Genomic DNA, 15,886 nt, shown 5'->3' on the forward strand with positions numbered 1-15,886 from the left:
GGTTTATCTTGCGCTCCTACCTTTTTAAGTAGCGAGAAGTTCTGCATATTTCTGGCACCAATTTGCAGAATGTCGGCTATCTCTGCGACCTTGTCGAGATCGGCTGTATCCATTACCTCGGTAATTATTCCCAGTCCCGTCGCTTCTGGTTCTCTACTCGCCCCTGGAGATGTGGCAGAAATCAAAGAAATCGTCGGGGCATTCGGTTTGACACCTTTGGTTATCCCCGATTTATCTGAATCAGTGGACGGACACCTAGATGATGACTACAACAGCAAAACCCCTGGAGGTACTGACAAAGCGCAGTTGCAACAGTTAGAGCGATCGCTTTTTACCATTGCTATTGGGGAAAGTATGCGTCCTGCTGCCGAAATTTTACAACAAAAATTTGGTACTAACTTTGAAGTTACACCCCGTCTGGCAGGATTGGCAGCAGTAGATAAGTTTTTGTGGCTGTTAGCACAGATTAACAACTACAAAAGCGATCCCGATTGGAAATTCAATCCTCAAATTCCAGCAAAATACGAACGTCAGCGTCGCCAATTACAAGATGCTATTTTAGACACTCACTTTTATCTAGGTGGTAAAAAAGTTTCACTGGCATTAGAACCAGATTTGCTCTATCAAACTAGTTGGTTGCTAACAGAAATGGGAGCAGAAATAAACGCTGCCGTAACTACAACTAAGTCGCCAATACTTAAAGATCTACCTTTTGACAGCGTAACTATTGGAGACTTAGAAGACCTAGAAGACTTAGCCTCTGGTTCGGATTTAATTATTACTAATTCCCAAGGAAAAACACTTGCCGATAAACTCCATATTCCCCTATATCGTATGGGTTATCCCATTTACGATCGCCTGGGTAATGGTTCTCGTTGTCTGGTCGGTTATCGAGGTACCATGCAGTTTCTATTTGACCTCGGCAATATTTTTATTGAAATTGGTCATTAGTAGAGGCGATTCGCGAATCCCCCGTATAATTGTCGGTCATTTGTCATTAGCCAGAGAGTAGAAAAATGAGTCAACTTTTAACCAGAGAAGCCACATCGCGATTGAATCAGCTTCAATTTGATTTTCTCCAAGAATTAACTAAAAAAATTCGTTTAACAGATACTGCTAACAAATATCAAGATTGGACAGATCTACAGCTAATCGAACAATTAGTTATTTGTTCTGTATCTCAACCAGTTGACTCAGAAAAAAACAATCTCGATCCTCTCGATGAGCTATTAATTACTGCTTTTTACCAAGCGATCGGAGCAGTTGTCGAGAAGACTACAGGGCATTCTACAAAAACTTTTGTACATTTGAACAGTGAAGAATTTGATTCAGCAGTTATTTTTTGTGGCGGAGTTATGGTTTTATATTCCCTATCTTTAGATCGCAAAAGTTTCTGTTTTACAACTCTAAAAGAGTTAGCCGACATAGCTGATAACTATATTCATCATGCTTTAGCCAAAGCTATTTGTTACTTTAATTTTTAATTTTTTTATTCTTTCTTTGTCTATAACGTACACCGATTAATGATTTATGACTAATAAAAACCAGTTACTAACTACTAACCATTAACCAATAACAAAAAAGATGAAAGTCGCCTTTGCTACCCAAGATAACATTCATATAAATGCTCACTTTGGTTGGGCAAAAAAAGTTGATGTTTATGATGTTTCTGCTGAAGGATATAAATTTCTCAACACAGTCGAATTTGGGGGAAACCTCAAAGAAGATGGCAACGAAGATAAGTTAATCCCAAAAATTAAGGCAGTTGCCGACTGTACGATCGTCTACGTTTCGGCGATCGGAGGCAGTGCCGCATCCCGTTTGTTACAGAACAAAATTACGCCTCTTAAAGCAGAAAATCAAAACGATGAAATTGCCGATGTTCTTAATAGTTTGGTCAAAACTTTAGGCAATCCTCCCGCTTGGTTGCGTAAAGCTTTAGGACAAAAGACAAAAAGTTTCGATTTCGATGATGAAGAGGAATAGTGATTAGAAGGCAGGGGGCAGGAGGTAATTTTATTTTTGACAAAGAACGAAGAACAAAATACAAAAAACTCAAGATTACGCAGCAAAACCTACATCTAAAAATTAATAATTATGGCTACAACTACAACTACCACTACCACTACCAGTCCTGAAACTAATATCAGTATTGTTGAAGAGAGTGCCTTTCTTCAAGCATTAGTACAACAGGTACGCGCTCAAGATCATTATGGCGTTTATCGTAGTTGGAAAGATGAATTGGTGCTGGCTAAATATGTGGTTAGCAAAGAAAAGAAAAGCCAGATTTCTGTAGAAGGTGATGTCGATCCCGCAACTCAATTGAGAATTCTCTGTTTCTATCGGGCGATCGCGGCTTGTATCGAAAAAGAAACGGGCAAACTCTGCCAAGTCGTTATCGATCTTTCTCACGAAGGCTTTGGCTGGGCGATCGTCTGGACTGGTCGCTTGATGGTGCTATCGCGCACTTTACGGGATGCTCAACGCTTTGGCTATCCTTCACTTAAGAAATTGGCAGCACAAGGAGAAAGATTGGTCGAGTCTGGTATTAAAACTATCGAGAAGTTTCCCGATGCTGCGGACGGATAATCACTTTTTCCCTCCTGCCTCCAACACTTACAACTAATAAATATATGACTACTACAATCAACCCCCCAACCCCCGAAGCTGTTGCCGAGTTGAAGAAAATTATTAAAAAACTTAACAGCAGAGCAGGACAAATGAAGATGGACTTGCACGATCTCGCTGAAGGTTTGCCTACAGATTACGAAAAGCTAATCGCAGCAGCAACTCAAACCTACGATATTTACAGTCGTTTAGCCAAACTCAAACAACAATTAAAAATTTGGGAGCAACAACTATCATGACCGTAACTGACACTACGCCAAAAACTTTAGCTCAATTCAAAACGCTAACCGATGCGGAAGATTATTTACAATTTTTCGACATCGAATACGATCGCGATTTTGTTAATATCAATCGCCTCCATATTTTAAAACAGTTTTCCCTATTAATTAGCGAGGTCGATAAAGCTTTCCCCGACGTTAGCGAAGCCGAAAAACTAGAAAAGTACCGTCTCGCTTTAGAAGAAGCCTATGAGGTTTTCTTAACTTCCAGTCCTTTAGAAACCAAGTTATTTAAAGTATTTCAAACCAAACCGAAAAACTTTGTTTCATTAGACGACCTAAGTAAGAAAGCAGAGGCAAAATAATTGTCATCAATTGCCATTTATGACAAAAAACAGAGGATGACTATGCTCACAGCAAAAGAACTAGAACGCTACAGCCGACAAATCCAGCTTTCAGGTTTGGGAGAAGAGGGACAGGAAGCCCTTAAAAATACTACTGCTCTAGTTTCTGGAGTCGGTGGTTTGGGGGGAACAGTGGCTCTCTATCTCGCGGTTGCAGGCATTGGCAAGTTAATTCTAGTTCGAGGTGGTGAGTTGCGTCTCGACGATATGAATCGTCAGATTTTGATGAGCGATGATTGGGTAGGCAAACCTAGAGTTATTAAGGCTAAAGAAACTCTTAGCCAAATAAACCCCGATGTGGAAGTTGAGGCGATCGCCGAATATGTTACCCCCGAAAATGTCGATGCTCTCCTCCAACGTTCCGACATCGCCCTCAGCTGCGCTCACAATTTTCCCGAACGAGATTTACTCAACGCCGCCTGCGTACGCTGGAACAAGCCGATGATTGAAGCTGCCATGAACAGCATGGAAGCTTACGTTACTGCGATCGTTCCTGGTAAAACCCCCTGTCTTTCTTGCATCTTCCCCGAAAAACCCGACTGGGATCGGAGGGCATTTGGCGTACTTGGTGCAGTTTCTGGCACCCTTGCCTGTTTGACTGCCTTAGAAGCTATCAAGCTGATTACGGGATTGGGTAAACCTCTCATGGGTCAGTTACTCAATATGGATCTTGCCAATGTCGAGTTTCACAAACTTCGCCTCTATAAAGATCCCGAATGTCCCGTATGCGGTAACAGTAAACAGTCAACAGTTATCAGTTATCAGGGGAGCGCAGAAGTAAGCGCGACGTTATCAGTCACCAATTGACCTACCCCCTAAACCCCCATTACCCCATTTCCTTATTTATTCCTTTAAACACCTAACACAAGGAGAACCATCATGACCGTTTATTTAACCGAAAAAGCAGCTTTCCGTTTGCGTACTTTTATCCGCGCCGATGAAACCAGTGCCGAAAAAGGAGTTCGAGTTGCAGCAGTTGATGGCGGATGTAGCGGCTTTGAATACGCTCTGGATATCGTCGATCGCCCCGAAGCCGACGATCTAGTTTACGAACAAGATAGGGTAAAAATATACCTCGACCGCCAAAGCGAACCATACCTAAACGGCATCGTAATTGATTTTGTCGAAAGCCTAACCCAAGCTGGCTTTACTTTTGAAAATCCCAACGCAACTGGTGGCTGTGGCTGTGGCAAGTCTTTCTCTGTAGGAGATGCCACCCCCGAAGCCGTTCCCTGTAGCTAATAGTAATCGGCAATCTAACAACTACTCATTACTAACTGTAAGGTGGGCAAGTTTATTTTTTAGCTAAGTTGTTTGAGTTAAATTACTCTATTTGCCCACCCTACCCACTAACTACTAACCACTAATTACTAACTAAAAATCATGGGTACTACTTACAAAGTTCGTCTGATCAAAGGCAAAAAGAAAAAACCCCCCGAAATTGATTTAACGATCGATGTTCCCGAAGATGAGTACATTTTAGATGCGGCAGAAGAACAAGACTTAGATCTACCATCTTCTTGTCGTGCGGGAGCTTGTTCTAGTTGCGTCGGCAGAATCGTCGAAGGGGAAATAGACCAAGAGGATCAAAGCTTTTTAGATGACGAGCAAATTGATAAAGGGTATGTACTACTGTGCGTGGCATATCCTAAATCCGATTGCACCATTAAAACTCATCAAGAAGCATATTTAGTCTAAGTAAATTGTCATCGATCGTTCGGGCGGGTTTGAAAATCATCTCCAAATTCATCAAGGATCGAAGAAAAATGATTAACAACAAAGAACGAATAAAAAACAGATCGATGACTAAAAAATCTTCCGAGTGGAGACGAGTTTGTTATAAAACTGGGGTGTGGCTAGCAGCTGAAATTTGGCTCAATCTTATTGGTTTGGATAACATTGCCGATTACAGCGAGTATGTTTTTGCTAACGATATAGACTTGAATCTTAAAAATCGTAGAACGGTAAAAGTTACTGAATATCCACCCCAGTTTTGTCCTCAAATAGATGATTTTTGTCCACTTCCAGGGGCAGCAACCAAACCTAAAGATCTTGAAGTAGATAGTTGTCAGGCAAAAGCGAAAATTTACAAACATAAATGCCAGCAGCTAGCTAAACCCTGTCTCAAAATAATGTGTCTCAACATAGATTGAGATGTAAGTAATTAAAAAGCATTATTTAATTTTTTGCTTTGTATGTTTGGATTTATAGATAACTTCTAACTATTAATTACTAACTAACTCAAATGATTAGTCGCGAACGCTTAGCCAGAGAATATATTAATATTATTGATAATTATTATCCGAAATCGAGTAGTTTGCTGCGCCATTGTTTGGTAAAAATTTTAGATTTTAAAACCGATCGCACCAATAAATATTTATATTATTTATGTATTTACTATCCCAATCGAGTAGGCGATCGCTTGTTTGAACAGCAAGATATTTTTAAGGATGCCGCAGAAAACATGGGATTGGTAGAAGTTGTGTTTATCAATGCCAATCGTTTGCTTAGAGATCCGCGCTCTACACTCAGACAACAAGATTTTCGCTTTTGGCTAGAGCTTCATTGGCTCGCCCATTACGAAGATCGATTATTTTAAGGAGAAATAAAAATGTTAATAGTTAGTTTACTAATGTTATCAATATGTATTGGCACGATCTTATTAATTATTCATGGAGGCGATGAAATCCATCAACTAGTTGCGTTTCTATCGGCAATAATTGCTTGTACTTGTATTTTTATTTTAATTCCACCGACGATAAAAGCGTTAATAAGTCTGGGAGTTCTGACCTTCGGTTGTATAAAATTTCCTATCTATAAATGATTGCTGTATTACTAATAGCTTTTGTTTTTTTGGTTTGTGAAAATTAATAGTTTTAAAAAATTAAATAATAATAATTTGTATACAAAAATACGTTTTTTTAGCATATTTTTTATTAAGTTAAAACTAATAGTTAGGTATAAAAAAATGGATTGTCACGATTGTCATCAAAGCTGTCATCCAAAACGAAAGAATCGAGGTTGGAAATTATTTAACTTTAGAGCGGCAAAAAAGAGTTTTTCACTCGACTCGAAAATTAATGTTGCTTTAGTCGGTTCGCCTAATGTAGGTAAAAGTTTGTTGTTCAATCTGCTGACGGGTACCTACGTTACGGTTTCCAACTATCCAGGAACCACAGTAGAAGTAGCCAAAGGTAACACAACTATAGCTGGAGAGACAGTAACTTTTCTAGATACTCCAGGGATGTATTCTCTAGTTCCCATTACCGAAGAAGAAAACGTCGCTAGAAATTTAATTACTAACGAAATAGTAGATTTAGTAATTCACGTTGTCGATGCCAAGCATTTAGGAAGAATGCTCAACCTTACCCTGCAATTAATCGAAACTCAATTACCCGTTTTGCTAATAGTCAACATGATCGACGAGGCACAGAAATTAGGTATTTGGGTAGACGAAGAGCGTTTAGCATACAAATTGGGTATTCCCGTTGTCGTTATGTCAGCAGCCAAAAAAACAGGATTCAAAAAATTAACCGCTAAGTTAGCCGATTATGTCCAGTCAACTTCTTTATGCACCACCTATTGAAGCCGCAGTTAGACGTATCGAGGCTTTACTCGAAGATCGCTGGCAAGATACCATTTCGCGGCGCAGCATGGCTTTGTTATTGCTACAGCAAGATCCTTCCTTGAGATCTCAGTTACAGGCAGAACCATATTTTCCAGAGATCGAACGGATCGTTATCGAGACACAGGCAAGTTTGCCCGAATCCCTATCTTATGCGATCGCCGAATCTCGCCATCAACTAGCAAAGGCAATCGAAGCAGAGGCAACGATTCAACCGCAGCGACAAAAAACTTTTCAGCATGAGTGGTTGCACTACCTAACCGTTCATCCCCTTACTGGTATTCCAATTTTACTTTTAGTCCTTTACTTCGGGATCTATCAGTTTGTTGGGGTATTTGGCGGCGGTACTCTCGTCGATGGCATTGAAGGTTGGTTTGAATCTCAAATTAATCCCTTCGTCAATAATGCTGTCGCGGCTATTATTCCCTGGCAAGTGGTTCGAGACTTACTTGCTAACGACTATGGCATCATTACTCTAGGCGTTCGTTACGCCGTGGCAATTGTTTTACCAGTAGTTACCACTTTCTTTTTGATGTTCTCCCTATTAGAAGATAGCGGCTATCTACCTCGTCTATCTTTACTAGTCGATCGCCTGTTTAAATTTATCGGACTTTCGGGGCGATCGATTATTCCTTTAATTTTGGGCTTGGGCTGCGGTACAATGGCAACTTTGGTTACTCGCACTTTAGAAAGCAAACGCGAAAGAATCATTGCTACCTTACTTTTGGCTTTGACTATTCCCTGTTCGGCGCAACTGGGGGTAATTTTAGGCTTGCTTTCCCAAGAACCTACGGCTTTGTTGGTTTGGGCAAGTGTGATGGTGACAATTTTTTTATTTATTGGTTTGTTGGCAGGAAAAATCGTACCAGGAGAGGCTGCCTGTTTTTATATGGAAATTCCTCCTTTAAGATTGCCCCGTTTCTCAGCCATTCTTACCAAAACCTATGTCCGTCTAAAATGGTACTTTGCCGAAATTTTACCTCTGTTTATTATGGCTTCGGTATTAATTTGGGCGGGCAAACTTACAGGATTATTCGATGTCATCGTCGGAGGTTTAGAACCAGTAATGCTGTGGTTGGGATTGCCTAAAGAAGCTGCACCTACTTTTCTTTATGGCTTTTTCCGTCGCGACTATGGGGCGGCAGGAATGTTTGACTTGCACACTTCGGGAATTTTAGTCGGACAACAATTAGTAGTAGCCGCAGTAACCCTGACGCTATTTATTCCCTGTGTGGCACAACTGCAATTTATGTTTAAAGAACGCGGCGTTAAAACTACCATCGCGATCGCTGCTTTTGTTGTTGGTTTTGCTTTTTCTTTGGGCTACGCTCTCAATCAATTATTAACTATTATGGAGATTTTTTAAAATGCTAACTCAAGGTTTTTCCGTTCATTATTCACCCTTAGATTATATGGGAACTAAAACCCAAGGAGTAATCACTGCTATTAGCAATAAAGACGATCGCATCGTTAAAAAACTGCTGGCAATGGGAGTTCATACAGGAATGCAGATTACTCTAGAACAAAGATTTCCTTCTTTTGTAATTAGAGTTGGACAAACTCGAATTGCGATCGATAAAAGTATTGCCAGTTCTATTAGAGTTAGAGTTACAACTTAGCAAATATCGATTGTTAGTCATTAGTCGTCGGTTATTAATTTTTTATTCTAGCAACTAATGACTAATAAGTTTAATCTACAGCAATAGCCACGTCGGAAGCTTTAATCAAAGCGTAAGCTTCTATGCTTTCTGCTAAATTGAGTCTTTCTGCTGAAGATTTAGTAATTATAGAAACTATTTCTATACCTGGAGATAATTCTAAAGTTATTTCGGCATTTACTGCTCCCAACTCTAGCTTTTTTATCGTACCTTTTAAAGTATTACGAGTACTTAATTTCATGAAAAACCTCATTTTTTAGTTAAAAAAATAAACTAAGAAACATTATATATAGATCTTGCTTTAAAATGTATTTAGATAAAAAAAATAATGAAAACTAAAGACAAGTTAAAAAATTTTAGTATTAGTACGCTCGTTTGCTTTCTAACAATAGGATGCAATAATCTAAGCAATATCAAACTAGAAAGACCAAGTCAAGCTGAGGCTACAAACCAACTAACCATATCGGCAGCTTCTAGCCTTAAAGATGTAATGGAAAAAATCGAACCTTTATATCAGCAACTACATCCTAAAACAGATATTACTTACAATTTTGGCTCTTCTGGTTCGTTACAGCGACAAATAGAGCAAGGAGCACCTGTAGACGTTTTTATTTCTGCCGCTAGTAAACAGATGGATGCTTTAGCAAAAGAAGATTTATTGCTAATAGAAACTCGTAGGAATTTATTAAAAAATCAGATAGTTTTAGTCACTCCAAAAAATGTATCGAAAGCTAATCTCAAAGTCGATAATTTTAACGATTTAACCGATGAAAATATTCAGGCGATCGCCCTTGGCGAACCAGAAAGCGTTCCTGCGGGTGAATACGCCCAGGAAGTGCTGACTTCTTTTAAAATTGCCGATAAGGTTGAGGCTAAAGCGGTTTATGGTAAAGATGTTCATCAGGTAGTTAGCTATGTCACTACGGGTAATGTGGATGCAGGAATTGTCTATCGTACCGATGTTCGAGCTGCCGATAATGTCCGAATAGTAGCTACTGCACCAGAAAACAGCCATTCCCCCGTTGTTTATCCCATTGCCGTTATTAAAGATAGCCAACATCCCGAAGAAGCAAAAGATTTAATCGAGTTTCTCACTACTCCCGAAGCAAAAGAAGTATTTAAGGAGAATGGATTTGTAACAATAAACAATGAGCAATGAACAACGAACAACTAACCATAAAACGAGATTGGAAAGCCTACTACAATGCCGTTGCCAATCGTCCGCCGAGAAAAACGATTCTGACTGCATTAGACGCATTTCAAAAACCAGGAATTGCGCTCGATCTTGGTTGTGGGGATGGTAGAGATACAGTAGAAATATTACGACAAAATTGGCAGGTACTGGCGATCGATAAAGAACCAGAAGCAATTGCCCGTTTACAGACTCGTCCTAATATCAATTCTCTTCAATTAACCACTCAAACAATTAGCTTTGAAGAATTACAGCTGCCAAAATCGGTAGATTTAATTAATGCCAGTTTTTCCCTACCCTTTTGTTCTCCAGAGGTTTTTCCTACCTTATGGAATCAAATCTATAATTCCTTAATTACAGGCGGCAGATTCTGCGGACATTTATTCGGAGAACGAGATTCTTGGCGGAATAATAAATTAATTAATACTTTTACACTGCAACAAGTAACAACTTTACTCAAACCATACGCGATCGAATTACTAGAAGAAGAAGAACATCCAGGTACAACTCCTCTGGGTGAAGATAGATACTGGCACATCTTTCATATCGTTGCCAGGAAAATATGAATTTGCCTAAATAGCGTACGGGCGGTTCGCGTTGGCGTAAGCCTTCTCGTATGAGTATCGTCCCTAACTAAAATGACTGACCTAACCCCCATCTGGATTTCCCTCAAAACCGCCACTACTGCCACGATAATTACCTTTTTTCTAGGCATTATGGCGGCGCGATGGATGCTGGACTATCGAGGTAAAGCTAAGGGAATAATAGAAGGTTTGCTTACTGCTCCTTTGGTACTTCCCCCAACGGTAGTAGGTTTTCTGTTATTGCTGCTATTGGGTAGAAATGGCTTTATCGGGCAAATACTAGATTACTTTGGCGTTACGGTTATTTTCTCTTGGTACGCTACCGTTATCGCTTCGACAGTGGTAGCTTTTCCTTTGATGTACAAAACTGCTTTAGGAGCATTCGAGCAGATCGATAGTAACTTACTTGCCTGTGCCAGAACTCTAGGAGCTACAGAAGGGACGGTTTTCTGGCGCATTATGTTGCCTTTAGCCAAACCAGGATTAATTGCTGGTACTTTACTGGCATTTGCACGGGCTTTGGGTGAATTTGGCGCGACTTTAATGTTGGCTGGTTCGATTCCTGGCAAAACCGAAACTATTCCTATCGCTATCTTCTTAGCATCGGAAGGTGGAGCGATGGAGCGGGCATTATTGCTGGTAGTTATTATGCTGGCAATTTCTCTAGGAGTAATAACGGCAGTTAATTACGGCACCAAAAAAAATGGAGTATACAAAACCAAACCCCGTAGTAAGGGCAATTCACGAATTGCCCCTACAATTATGTCGATCGCATCTATAAAACGAAAAAAAATCCTAGATTACCCCGTACCCCAAGACAAAATTGAGTTAATTGTCGATATACACAAACAGCTACCTGAATTTTCCTTATATATTGCCTTGCAAACCGACCAAACGCCGTTAGGAATACTAGGGGCTTCTGGAGCGGGTAAAAGCCTGATTTTGCGCTGTATTGCTGGCTTAGAAACTCCCGATAAAGGACGTATCGTGTTAAACGGTAGGGTACTATTTGATTCGGCTAAAGGAATTAATTTACCGCCACGCGATCGCGCCTGTGGTATTTTGTTTCAAAATTATGCCCTATTTCCTCATTTAACTGTTGCTAAAAATATTGCCTTTGGGATGCCTTCAGGAAGAACTTATCGAGAAATAAAACAAGAGATAGAAAAGCAGTTAATTGCCGTAGACTTATCGGGTATTGGCGATCGCTATCCAGAAGAACTTTCTGGCGGACAGCAACAACGGGTGGCATTAGCTAGGGCAAAGGCAAGCGAACCAGGTATCCTGCTTTTGGATGAGCCTTTTTCCGCATTGGATACTTATTTACGGGATAAACAGGAAAAACTGCTCAGAAACAATCTAATACACTATCGGGGCGTAACTTTATTCATTACCCATAATCTAGAAGAAGCCTATCGAGTATGCCCAAATTTGATGGTAGTAGATCGTGGACGAGCGATCGCCAGTGGCACAAAACAAAATATTTTCGAGCATCCCTGCAACTTTAAAACCGCTCAAGTAACTGGCTGTAAAAACTTTTCTCGTGCTGTGGCAATTGGCGAACATCGAATTAAAGCGATCGACTGGGAATGCAATTTAGAAGTAATCGAATCAATACCACCAACTTTAGACTATGTTGGTATTCGCGCCCATCAGTTAAACTTTCCCGCAACCGACGACGGGGCAAATACATTTTCTTGTTGGTTGGCAACTATCAGCGAAACTCAACACCGTATGACTTTATATCTCAAGTTGCACCGTCCCGCTAATAATCCTGAAGATTATCATCTACAGGCAGAAGTTTTTAAGGGCAAATGGCTAGAGTTAAAAGAGCGTACCTTACCCTGGACAATTCAACTCGAACCGCTACGAATTATGCCATTAGAAAATTAAATATTTCCAATATTAGGCAAGATATTTAAACTTTTTATATTATACATAAAATTACTTTATTAATTTTTACTTTATTAATTTATAAAACCAAAAGCTTCGTAATAAAGATAATAGAGTATTGTACTCAATGAAGCTAAGATTTAATCGCTCGATAAAACTAAAAATTTGCTATAAATGTTACCGATGCAACATATAACTTATTGATAGATGATAGTTTATTTTTAGTAAGTTATTCACTATCTTCAGGTTTCAATAATATGGATTGTCAAAAACCAATTTTCTCGACCAAGGATAAATCTTCTATAACCTCGGTTGTAAGTTCCTTACACTGCTACTTTAGAGATTTACAATCTTATTACAAAATTCTTAAAGGACAGTTAATCAGCGAATTAGAATATACCGATATGCCAGAAAATACCGAGGATTTAAAACAAAAACTCAAAGATGTCGAACGTAAGCTCAAATATATTCACGTTTTAAATAACTCTGCTTCTACTGTCGATGAAGTCATTCATTTAGAAGAGATGTCAAGTGAGTTTCGTCCCGATGTACGAGTAGCTAAAGTTTAATGGTTGTCCAATTTCAAGAATAGTCTTAGAGTTATGAGGTTAAAAATCTAACTGGCAACTAATCTGGTAATTGTCTTCTCCAAGCCAGGACATCATAGATAGCCAAGCTTATTTTTAAAGAGCTTAAAACTGATAAATTTTTGAGTACATTCTAATAAGTATTCTCGGCAATTATATTTATAGTATGCGTTATAATAAATGTTTGCTATAGACATTTTCCAATAGCCATAACTATTAGTCGATCGAGCGTAAAAAAATCGAAAAACTTATACGGTCGAACTCCAGAATCTTAAAAAATTATTACTCTTAAGCTGTTAAATACGATCGATTGCCGACCCAAATACTCTTTACTATCTAGTTGTACTCAAATTTTTAGTAAACCGTAGCAATTTTTGCTTTACATTGAGCTTTTCTTTGTTTTAATAAGTTGTTAATCTTTGAGACTTATAATCTCTGTAGCATTTTTTAGCTCGCTTGAGTACAAATTAACAGCAAATAATGAACCTCAAAACAATTAGTGCCTAACTAGTTCAAAATGTACTCAAATTCACCATTAAATGCTTTAAAAATACGCAGTTAGAATTTTTTACTGCTGCTCCATTTTGATTTTTGCAACTCTTCACTTCCAAAAAATATTATGGTTACAACACCAATTAACAAAACTCCAGCATCAGAATCAGTTCTAACTTCCGAAGAACTCCGCAAAATTCACGCCTACTGGCGAGCCTGTAACTATCTCGCCGTGGGGATGATTTATCTGCGCGATAATCCTCTACTCAAAGAACCCTTAAAACCAGAACAAATCAAAAAAAGATTGCTCGGACATTGGGGATCTTCTCCCGCTCTTAGCTTTAGCTATATTCACCTCAATCGACTGATTAAAAAATACGACCTCAATGCCCTCTTTGTTGCAGGTCCAGGACATGGCGCACCTGGGGTATTAGGACCCGTCTATCTTGAAGGTACCTATTCAGAAATTTATCCCGATAAAAGCGAAGACGCAGAGGGAATGCAGAAGTTTTTCAAACAGTTCTCGTTCCCAGGACATATAGGCAGTCACTGTACCCCTGAAACTCCAGGCTCGATCCACGAAGGAGGTGAATTGGGTTACAGTGTTTCTCATGCTTATGGTGCAGCCTACGACAATCCCGATTTAATTGTTGCCTGTGTGGTAGGTGATGGCGAGGCAGAAACAGGACCCTTAGCCACCGCTTGGCACTCTAATAAGTTCCTCAATCCCGTCTGCGATGGGGCAGTTTTACCCATACTCAACCTCAATGGCTATAAAATTGCCAATCCTACTATCCTCTCTCGCATTAGCTCCCAAGAATTAGAAGACCTTTTTAAAGGCTATGGCTATACTCCCTATATGGTAGAAGGTTCCGATCCCGAAATGATGCACCAAAAAATGGCAGTGGTTATGGAAGAGTGCATCGTCAAAATTCGGGAAATTCAAACTGAAGCCCGCAGTCAAAATAAAGCCTTTCGTCCTCGTTGGCCGATGATTATTCTTCGCACTCCCAAAGGTTGGACGGGACCGAAAGACGTAGACGGACATAAAGTTGAAGGCTTTTGGCGAGCGCACCAAGTGCCAATGGGTGCCATGCACAGCAATTTAGAACACGTCAGACTCTTAGAAGAGTGGATGAAAGGCTACAAGCCAGAAGAACTCTTTGACGAGAATGGCACTTTAATCCCCGAATTAAAAGACCTCGCTCCCGTAGGCGACCGCCGCATGAGTGCCAACCCCCTAGCTAATGGCGGCTTGGTTCGCAAAAAACTAAAAATGCCCGACTTTCGCGACTATGCCGTACCAATGGATAAGCCAGGAATGGTGCAGGTAGAAAATACCAAAGTATTGGGTCAGTTTTTGCGGGACGTGATGAAAAAGAATATGAAGAATTTCCGCGTTTTTGGTCCCGATGAAACCGCTTCCAATCGTCTGTCGGCTATTTATGAAGTAACCAAAAAAACCTGGCTGGCAGACTACCTACCCGAAGATGAAGACGGCAGTATGCTGGCTCCCGATGGACGGGTAATGGAGATGTTGAGCGAACATACCTTAGAAGGTTGGCTAGAAGGTTATTTACTGACTGGCAAACACGGTTTCTTCCACACGTACGAGGCTTTTGTTCACGTCATCGACTCCATGTTTAACCAACATGCCAAATGGTTGGATATCTGCAAAAAATACGTACCCTGGCGTGCTTCGGTTTCTTCCCTCAATATCATGCTGTCTTCTTTGGTGTGGCGACAAGATCACAATGGATTTTCTCACCAAGATCCTGGTTTTGTCGATTTGGTAACTAACAAGAGTGCTGACGTTACCAGAGTTTATTTTCCACCCGATGCCAACTGTTTGCTATCGGTTGCAGATCACTGTTTGCGGAGTAAAGATTACGTCAACGTCATCGTGGCGGACAAACAGATGCACCTGCAATATTTAACGATGGAAGAAGCAGTCAAACACTGCACTAAAGGTATTGGTATCTGGGAATGGGCGAGTAACGACGACTGTGGTAAAGAACCAGATGAACCAGACGTGATTATGGCTTGCTGTGGCGACATTCCCACGATGGAGTCTCTGGCAGCAACGGCTATTTTGCGCGAAGAATTTCCCGAACTCAAAGTCCGCTTTATTAATGTGGTCGATCTGTATCGCCTACAAACCGAAACCGAACATCCCCACGGTCTATCTAATCACGAATTTGATATTCTCTTTACTGCCGACAAACCCGTAATCTTTAACTTTCACGGCTACCCCTGGCTAATTCACAAGCTAGCTTACCGCCGTACCAATCAAGAACGCATCCACGTTCGCGGCTATAAAGAACGGGGTAATATCAACACGCCTTTGGAACTAGCAATTCTCAACCAGATCGATCGCTTTAACTTAGTGATTGACGTAATCGATCGCGTTCCACAATTAGGTTCTCGTGCTGCTTATGTCAGAGAAAGAATGAGAAACGAAATTATCGATAACCTGGCTTACGCTCATGCTGAAGGGATGGACAAACCCGAAGTAGTTAACTGGAAGTGGAGTTATTAATTCTATCGTAGATAGTTAGTCGTTAGTTGAATAAATGACTGATGACTAACGACAAATTATCAAACT

19 protein-coding genes and 2 pseudogenes are annotated in these 15,886 nt (G+C 40.1%); 19 read left to right on the plus strand and 2 right to left on the minus strand.

Features of this window, described 5'->3' with window-relative positions; all coding sequences use genetic code 11:
* A pseudogene (locus tag KV40_RS36870) lies at positions 1 to 146 on the minus strand (3-deoxy-7-phosphoheptulonate synthase); the annotation flags it as partial.
* Between KV40_RS36870 and nifN the strand changes: the two are divergent.
* From nifN to KV40_RS30630, 14 genes and pseudogenes are all read left to right on the plus strand, one after another.
* Positions 139 to 951 (plus strand): annotated as a pseudogene (nifN, locus tag KV40_RS30565) (nitrogenase iron-molybdenum cofactor biosynthesis protein NifN); the annotation flags it as partial. The pseudogenes KV40_RS36870 and nifN sit on opposite strands and share 8 nt — an antisense overlap.
* Before the next feature lie 65 nt (positions 952 to 1,016).
* Positions 1,017 to 1,484 (plus strand): DUF269 domain-containing protein, encoded by a 468-nt coding sequence (locus KV40_RS32855; RefSeq protein WP_052056127.1) that lies wholly within the window; start codon positions 1,017 to 1,019, stop codon positions 1,482 to 1,484.
* Positions 1,485 to 1,584: 100 nt separating this feature from the next.
* Positions 1,585 to 1,986: a nitrogen fixation protein NifX gene (gene nifX / locus KV40_RS30575; RefSeq protein ID WP_036489347.1), complete on the plus strand. Its 402-nt coding sequence runs from the start codon at positions 1,585 to 1,587 to the stop codon at positions 1,984 to 1,986.
* Between the two features lie 111 nt (positions 1,987 to 2,097).
* A complete protein-coding gene (locus KV40_RS30580) occupies positions 2,098 to 2,589 on the plus strand; it encodes a NifX-associated nitrogen fixation protein (protein WP_036489349.1) in 492 nt (163 codons plus the stop codon).
* 44 nt (positions 2,590 to 2,633) lie between these two features.
* On the plus strand, positions 2,634 to 2,867 hold the full coding sequence (locus KV40_RS30585) for a CCE_0567 family metalloprotein (RefSeq protein ID WP_036489351.1): 234 nt from the start codon (positions 2,634 to 2,636) through the stop codon (positions 2,865 to 2,867).
* The gene (nifW, locus tag KV40_RS30590) at positions 2,864 to 3,211 is read left to right on the plus strand and encodes a nitrogenase-stabilizing/protective protein NifW (protein ID WP_036489353.1); all 348 of its coding nucleotides are present in this window, start codon (positions 2,864 to 2,866) and stop codon (positions 3,209 to 3,211) included. The genes KV40_RS30585 and nifW overlap by 4 nt, the downstream gene beginning before the upstream one ends.
* Before the next feature lie 36 nt (positions 3,212 to 3,247).
* Positions 3,248 to 4,057, plus strand: coding sequence for a HesA/MoeB/ThiF family protein (locus KV40_RS30595; protein WP_036489355.1), 810 nt, complete (start codon positions 3,248 to 3,250; stop codon positions 4,055 to 4,057).
* Positions 4,058 to 4,129: 72 nt separating this feature from the next.
* Positions 4,130 to 4,492, plus strand: coding sequence for an iron-sulfur cluster assembly accessory protein (locus KV40_RS30600; RefSeq protein ID WP_036489358.1), 363 nt, complete (start codon positions 4,130 to 4,132; stop codon positions 4,490 to 4,492).
* Positions 4,493 to 4,633: 141 nt separating this feature from the next.
* A complete protein-coding gene (locus tag KV40_RS30605) occupies positions 4,634 to 4,948 on the plus strand; it encodes a 2Fe-2S iron-sulfur cluster-binding protein (RefSeq protein WP_036489360.1) in 315 nt (104 codons plus the stop codon).
* A gap of 104 nt (positions 4,949 to 5,052) precedes the next feature.
* Positions 5,053 to 5,403: a hypothetical protein gene (locus KV40_RS30610; protein ID WP_156114268.1), complete on the plus strand. Its 351-nt coding sequence runs from the start codon at positions 5,053 to 5,055 to the stop codon at positions 5,401 to 5,403.
* A 92-nt stretch (positions 5,404 to 5,495) separates the two neighbouring features.
* Positions 5,496 to 5,849 carry a hypothetical protein gene (locus KV40_RS30615; protein ID WP_036489364.1) on the plus strand — a complete coding sequence of 118 codons (354 nt, stop codon included), beginning with the start codon at positions 5,496 to 5,498 and terminating at the stop codon, positions 5,847 to 5,849.
* Positions 5,850 to 6,218: 369 nt separating this feature from the next.
* Positions 6,219 to 6,836 (plus strand): FeoB small GTPase domain-containing protein, encoded by a 618-nt coding sequence (locus KV40_RS30620; protein ID WP_036489494.1) that lies wholly within the window; start codon positions 6,219 to 6,221, stop codon positions 6,834 to 6,836.
* On the plus strand, positions 6,802 to 8,241 hold the full coding sequence (locus tag KV40_RS30625; protein WP_036489365.1) for a ferrous iron transporter B: 1,440 nt from the start codon (positions 6,802 to 6,804) through the stop codon (positions 8,239 to 8,241). Before KV40_RS30620 ends, KV40_RS30625 begins: the two co-directional genes overlap by 35 nt.
* 1 nt (position 8,242) lies before the next feature.
* Positions 8,243 to 8,494, plus strand: coding sequence for a FeoA family protein (locus tag KV40_RS30630; RefSeq protein ID WP_036489367.1), 252 nt, complete (start codon positions 8,243 to 8,245; stop codon positions 8,492 to 8,494).
* A 70-nt stretch (positions 8,495 to 8,564) separates the two neighbouring features.
* Here the strand turns inward: KV40_RS30630 and KV40_RS30635 are convergent, their stop codons facing one another.
* Positions 8,565 to 8,774: a molybdopterin-binding protein gene (locus tag KV40_RS30635; protein WP_036489368.1), complete on the minus strand. Its 210-nt coding sequence runs from the start codon at positions 8,772 to 8,774 to the stop codon at positions 8,565 to 8,567.
* 87 nt (positions 8,775 to 8,861) lie between these two features.
* On the opposite strand from KV40_RS30635, the gene modA reads away from it, so the two are divergent.
* The 5 genes from modA to KV40_RS30660 all read left to right on the plus strand — a co-directional run bounded on the left by modA (position 8,862) and on the right by KV40_RS30660 (position 15,820).
* A complete protein-coding gene (modA, locus tag KV40_RS30640; protein WP_036489370.1) occupies positions 8,862 to 9,692 on the plus strand; it encodes a molybdate ABC transporter substrate-binding protein in 831 nt (276 codons plus the stop codon).
* The gene (locus tag KV40_RS30645) at positions 9,689 to 10,291 is read left to right on the plus strand and encodes a class I SAM-dependent methyltransferase (RefSeq protein WP_036489372.1); all 603 of its coding nucleotides are present in this window, start codon (positions 9,689 to 9,691) and stop codon (positions 10,289 to 10,291) included. Before modA ends, KV40_RS30645 begins: the two co-directional genes overlap by 4 nt.
* Positions 10,292 to 10,363: 72 nt before the next feature.
* Positions 10,364 to 12,202, plus strand: coding sequence for a molybdate ABC transporter permease subunit (gene modB, locus KV40_RS30650; RefSeq protein WP_036489373.1), 1,839 nt, complete (start codon positions 10,364 to 10,366; stop codon positions 12,200 to 12,202).
* A 257-nt stretch (positions 12,203 to 12,459) separates the two neighbouring features.
* Positions 12,460 to 12,771: a hypothetical protein gene (locus KV40_RS30655; protein ID WP_036489375.1), complete on the plus strand. Its 312-nt coding sequence runs from the start codon at positions 12,460 to 12,462 to the stop codon at positions 12,769 to 12,771.
* A 637-nt stretch (positions 12,772 to 13,408) separates the two neighbouring features.
* Positions 13,409 to 15,820 (plus strand): phosphoketolase, encoded by a 2,412-nt coding sequence (locus tag KV40_RS30660; protein WP_036489378.1) that lies wholly within the window; start codon positions 13,409 to 13,411, stop codon positions 15,818 to 15,820.
* Positions 15,821 to 15,886: the final 66 nt, after the last annotated feature.

This window comes from Myxosarcina sp. GI1 (assembly GCF_000756305.1).
Lineage (GTDB): Bacteria > Cyanobacteriota > Cyanobacteriia > Cyanobacteriales > Xenococcaceae > Myxosarcina.

What these genes read in the sequence shown, in the direction of transcription:
- KV40_RS32855 (WP_052056127.1), top strand. Translation starts at nt 1,017, where the DNA reads ATGAGTCAACTTTTAACCAGAGAAGCCACATCGCGATTGAATCAGCTT.
- nifX (WP_036489347.1), top strand. Translation starts at nt 1,585, where the DNA reads ATGAAAGTCGCCTTTGCTACCCAAGATAACATTCATATAAATGCTCAC.
- KV40_RS30580 (WP_036489349.1), top strand. Translation starts at nt 2,098, where the DNA reads ATGGCTACAACTACAACTACCACTACCACTACCAGTCCTGAAACTAAT.
- KV40_RS30585 (WP_036489351.1), top strand. Translation starts at nt 2,634, where the DNA reads ATGACTACTACAATCAACCCCCCAACCCCCGAAGCTGTTGCCGAGTTG.
- nifW (WP_036489353.1), top strand. Translation starts at nt 2,864, where the DNA reads ATGACCGTAACTGACACTACGCCAAAAACTTTAGCTCAATTCAAAACG.
- KV40_RS30595 (WP_036489355.1), top strand. Translation starts at nt 3,248, where the DNA reads ATGACTATGCTCACAGCAAAAGAACTAGAACGCTACAGCCGACAAATC.
- KV40_RS30600 (WP_036489358.1), top strand. Translation starts at nt 4,130, where the DNA reads ATGACCGTTTATTTAACCGAAAAAGCAGCTTTCCGTTTGCGTACTTTT.
- KV40_RS30605 (WP_036489360.1), top strand. Translation starts at nt 4,634, where the DNA reads ATGGGTACTACTTACAAAGTTCGTCTGATCAAAGGCAAAAAGAAAAAA.
- KV40_RS30610 (WP_156114268.1), top strand. Translation starts at nt 5,053, where the DNA reads ATGACTAAAAAATCTTCCGAGTGGAGACGAGTTTGTTATAAAACTGGG.
- KV40_RS30615 (WP_036489364.1), top strand. Translation starts at nt 5,496, where the DNA reads ATGATTAGTCGCGAACGCTTAGCCAGAGAATATATTAATATTATTGAT.
- KV40_RS30620 (WP_036489494.1), top strand. Translation starts at nt 6,219, where the DNA reads ATGGATTGTCACGATTGTCATCAAAGCTGTCATCCAAAACGAAAGAAT.
- KV40_RS30625 (WP_036489365.1), top strand. Translation starts at nt 6,802, where the DNA reads ATGTCCAGTCAACTTCTTTATGCACCACCTATTGAAGCCGCAGTTAGA.
- KV40_RS30630 (WP_036489367.1), top strand. Translation starts at nt 8,243, where the DNA reads ATGCTAACTCAAGGTTTTTCCGTTCATTATTCACCCTTAGATTATATG.
- KV40_RS30635 (WP_036489368.1), bottom strand. Translation starts at nt 8,774, where the DNA reads ATGAAATTAAGTACTCGTAATACTTTAAAAGGTACGATAAAAAAGCTA.
- modA (WP_036489370.1), top strand. Translation starts at nt 8,862, where the DNA reads ATGAAAACTAAAGACAAGTTAAAAAATTTTAGTATTAGTACGCTCGTT.
- KV40_RS30645 (WP_036489372.1), top strand. Translation starts at nt 9,689, where the DNA reads ATGAACAACGAACAACTAACCATAAAACGAGATTGGAAAGCCTACTAC.
- modB (WP_036489373.1), top strand. Translation starts at nt 10,364, where the DNA reads ATGACTGACCTAACCCCCATCTGGATTTCCCTCAAAACCGCCACTACT.
- KV40_RS30655 (WP_036489375.1), top strand. Translation starts at nt 12,460, where the DNA reads ATGGATTGTCAAAAACCAATTTTCTCGACCAAGGATAAATCTTCTATA.
- KV40_RS30660 (WP_036489378.1), top strand. Translation starts at nt 13,409, where the DNA reads ATGGTTACAACACCAATTAACAAAACTCCAGCATCAGAATCAGTTCTA.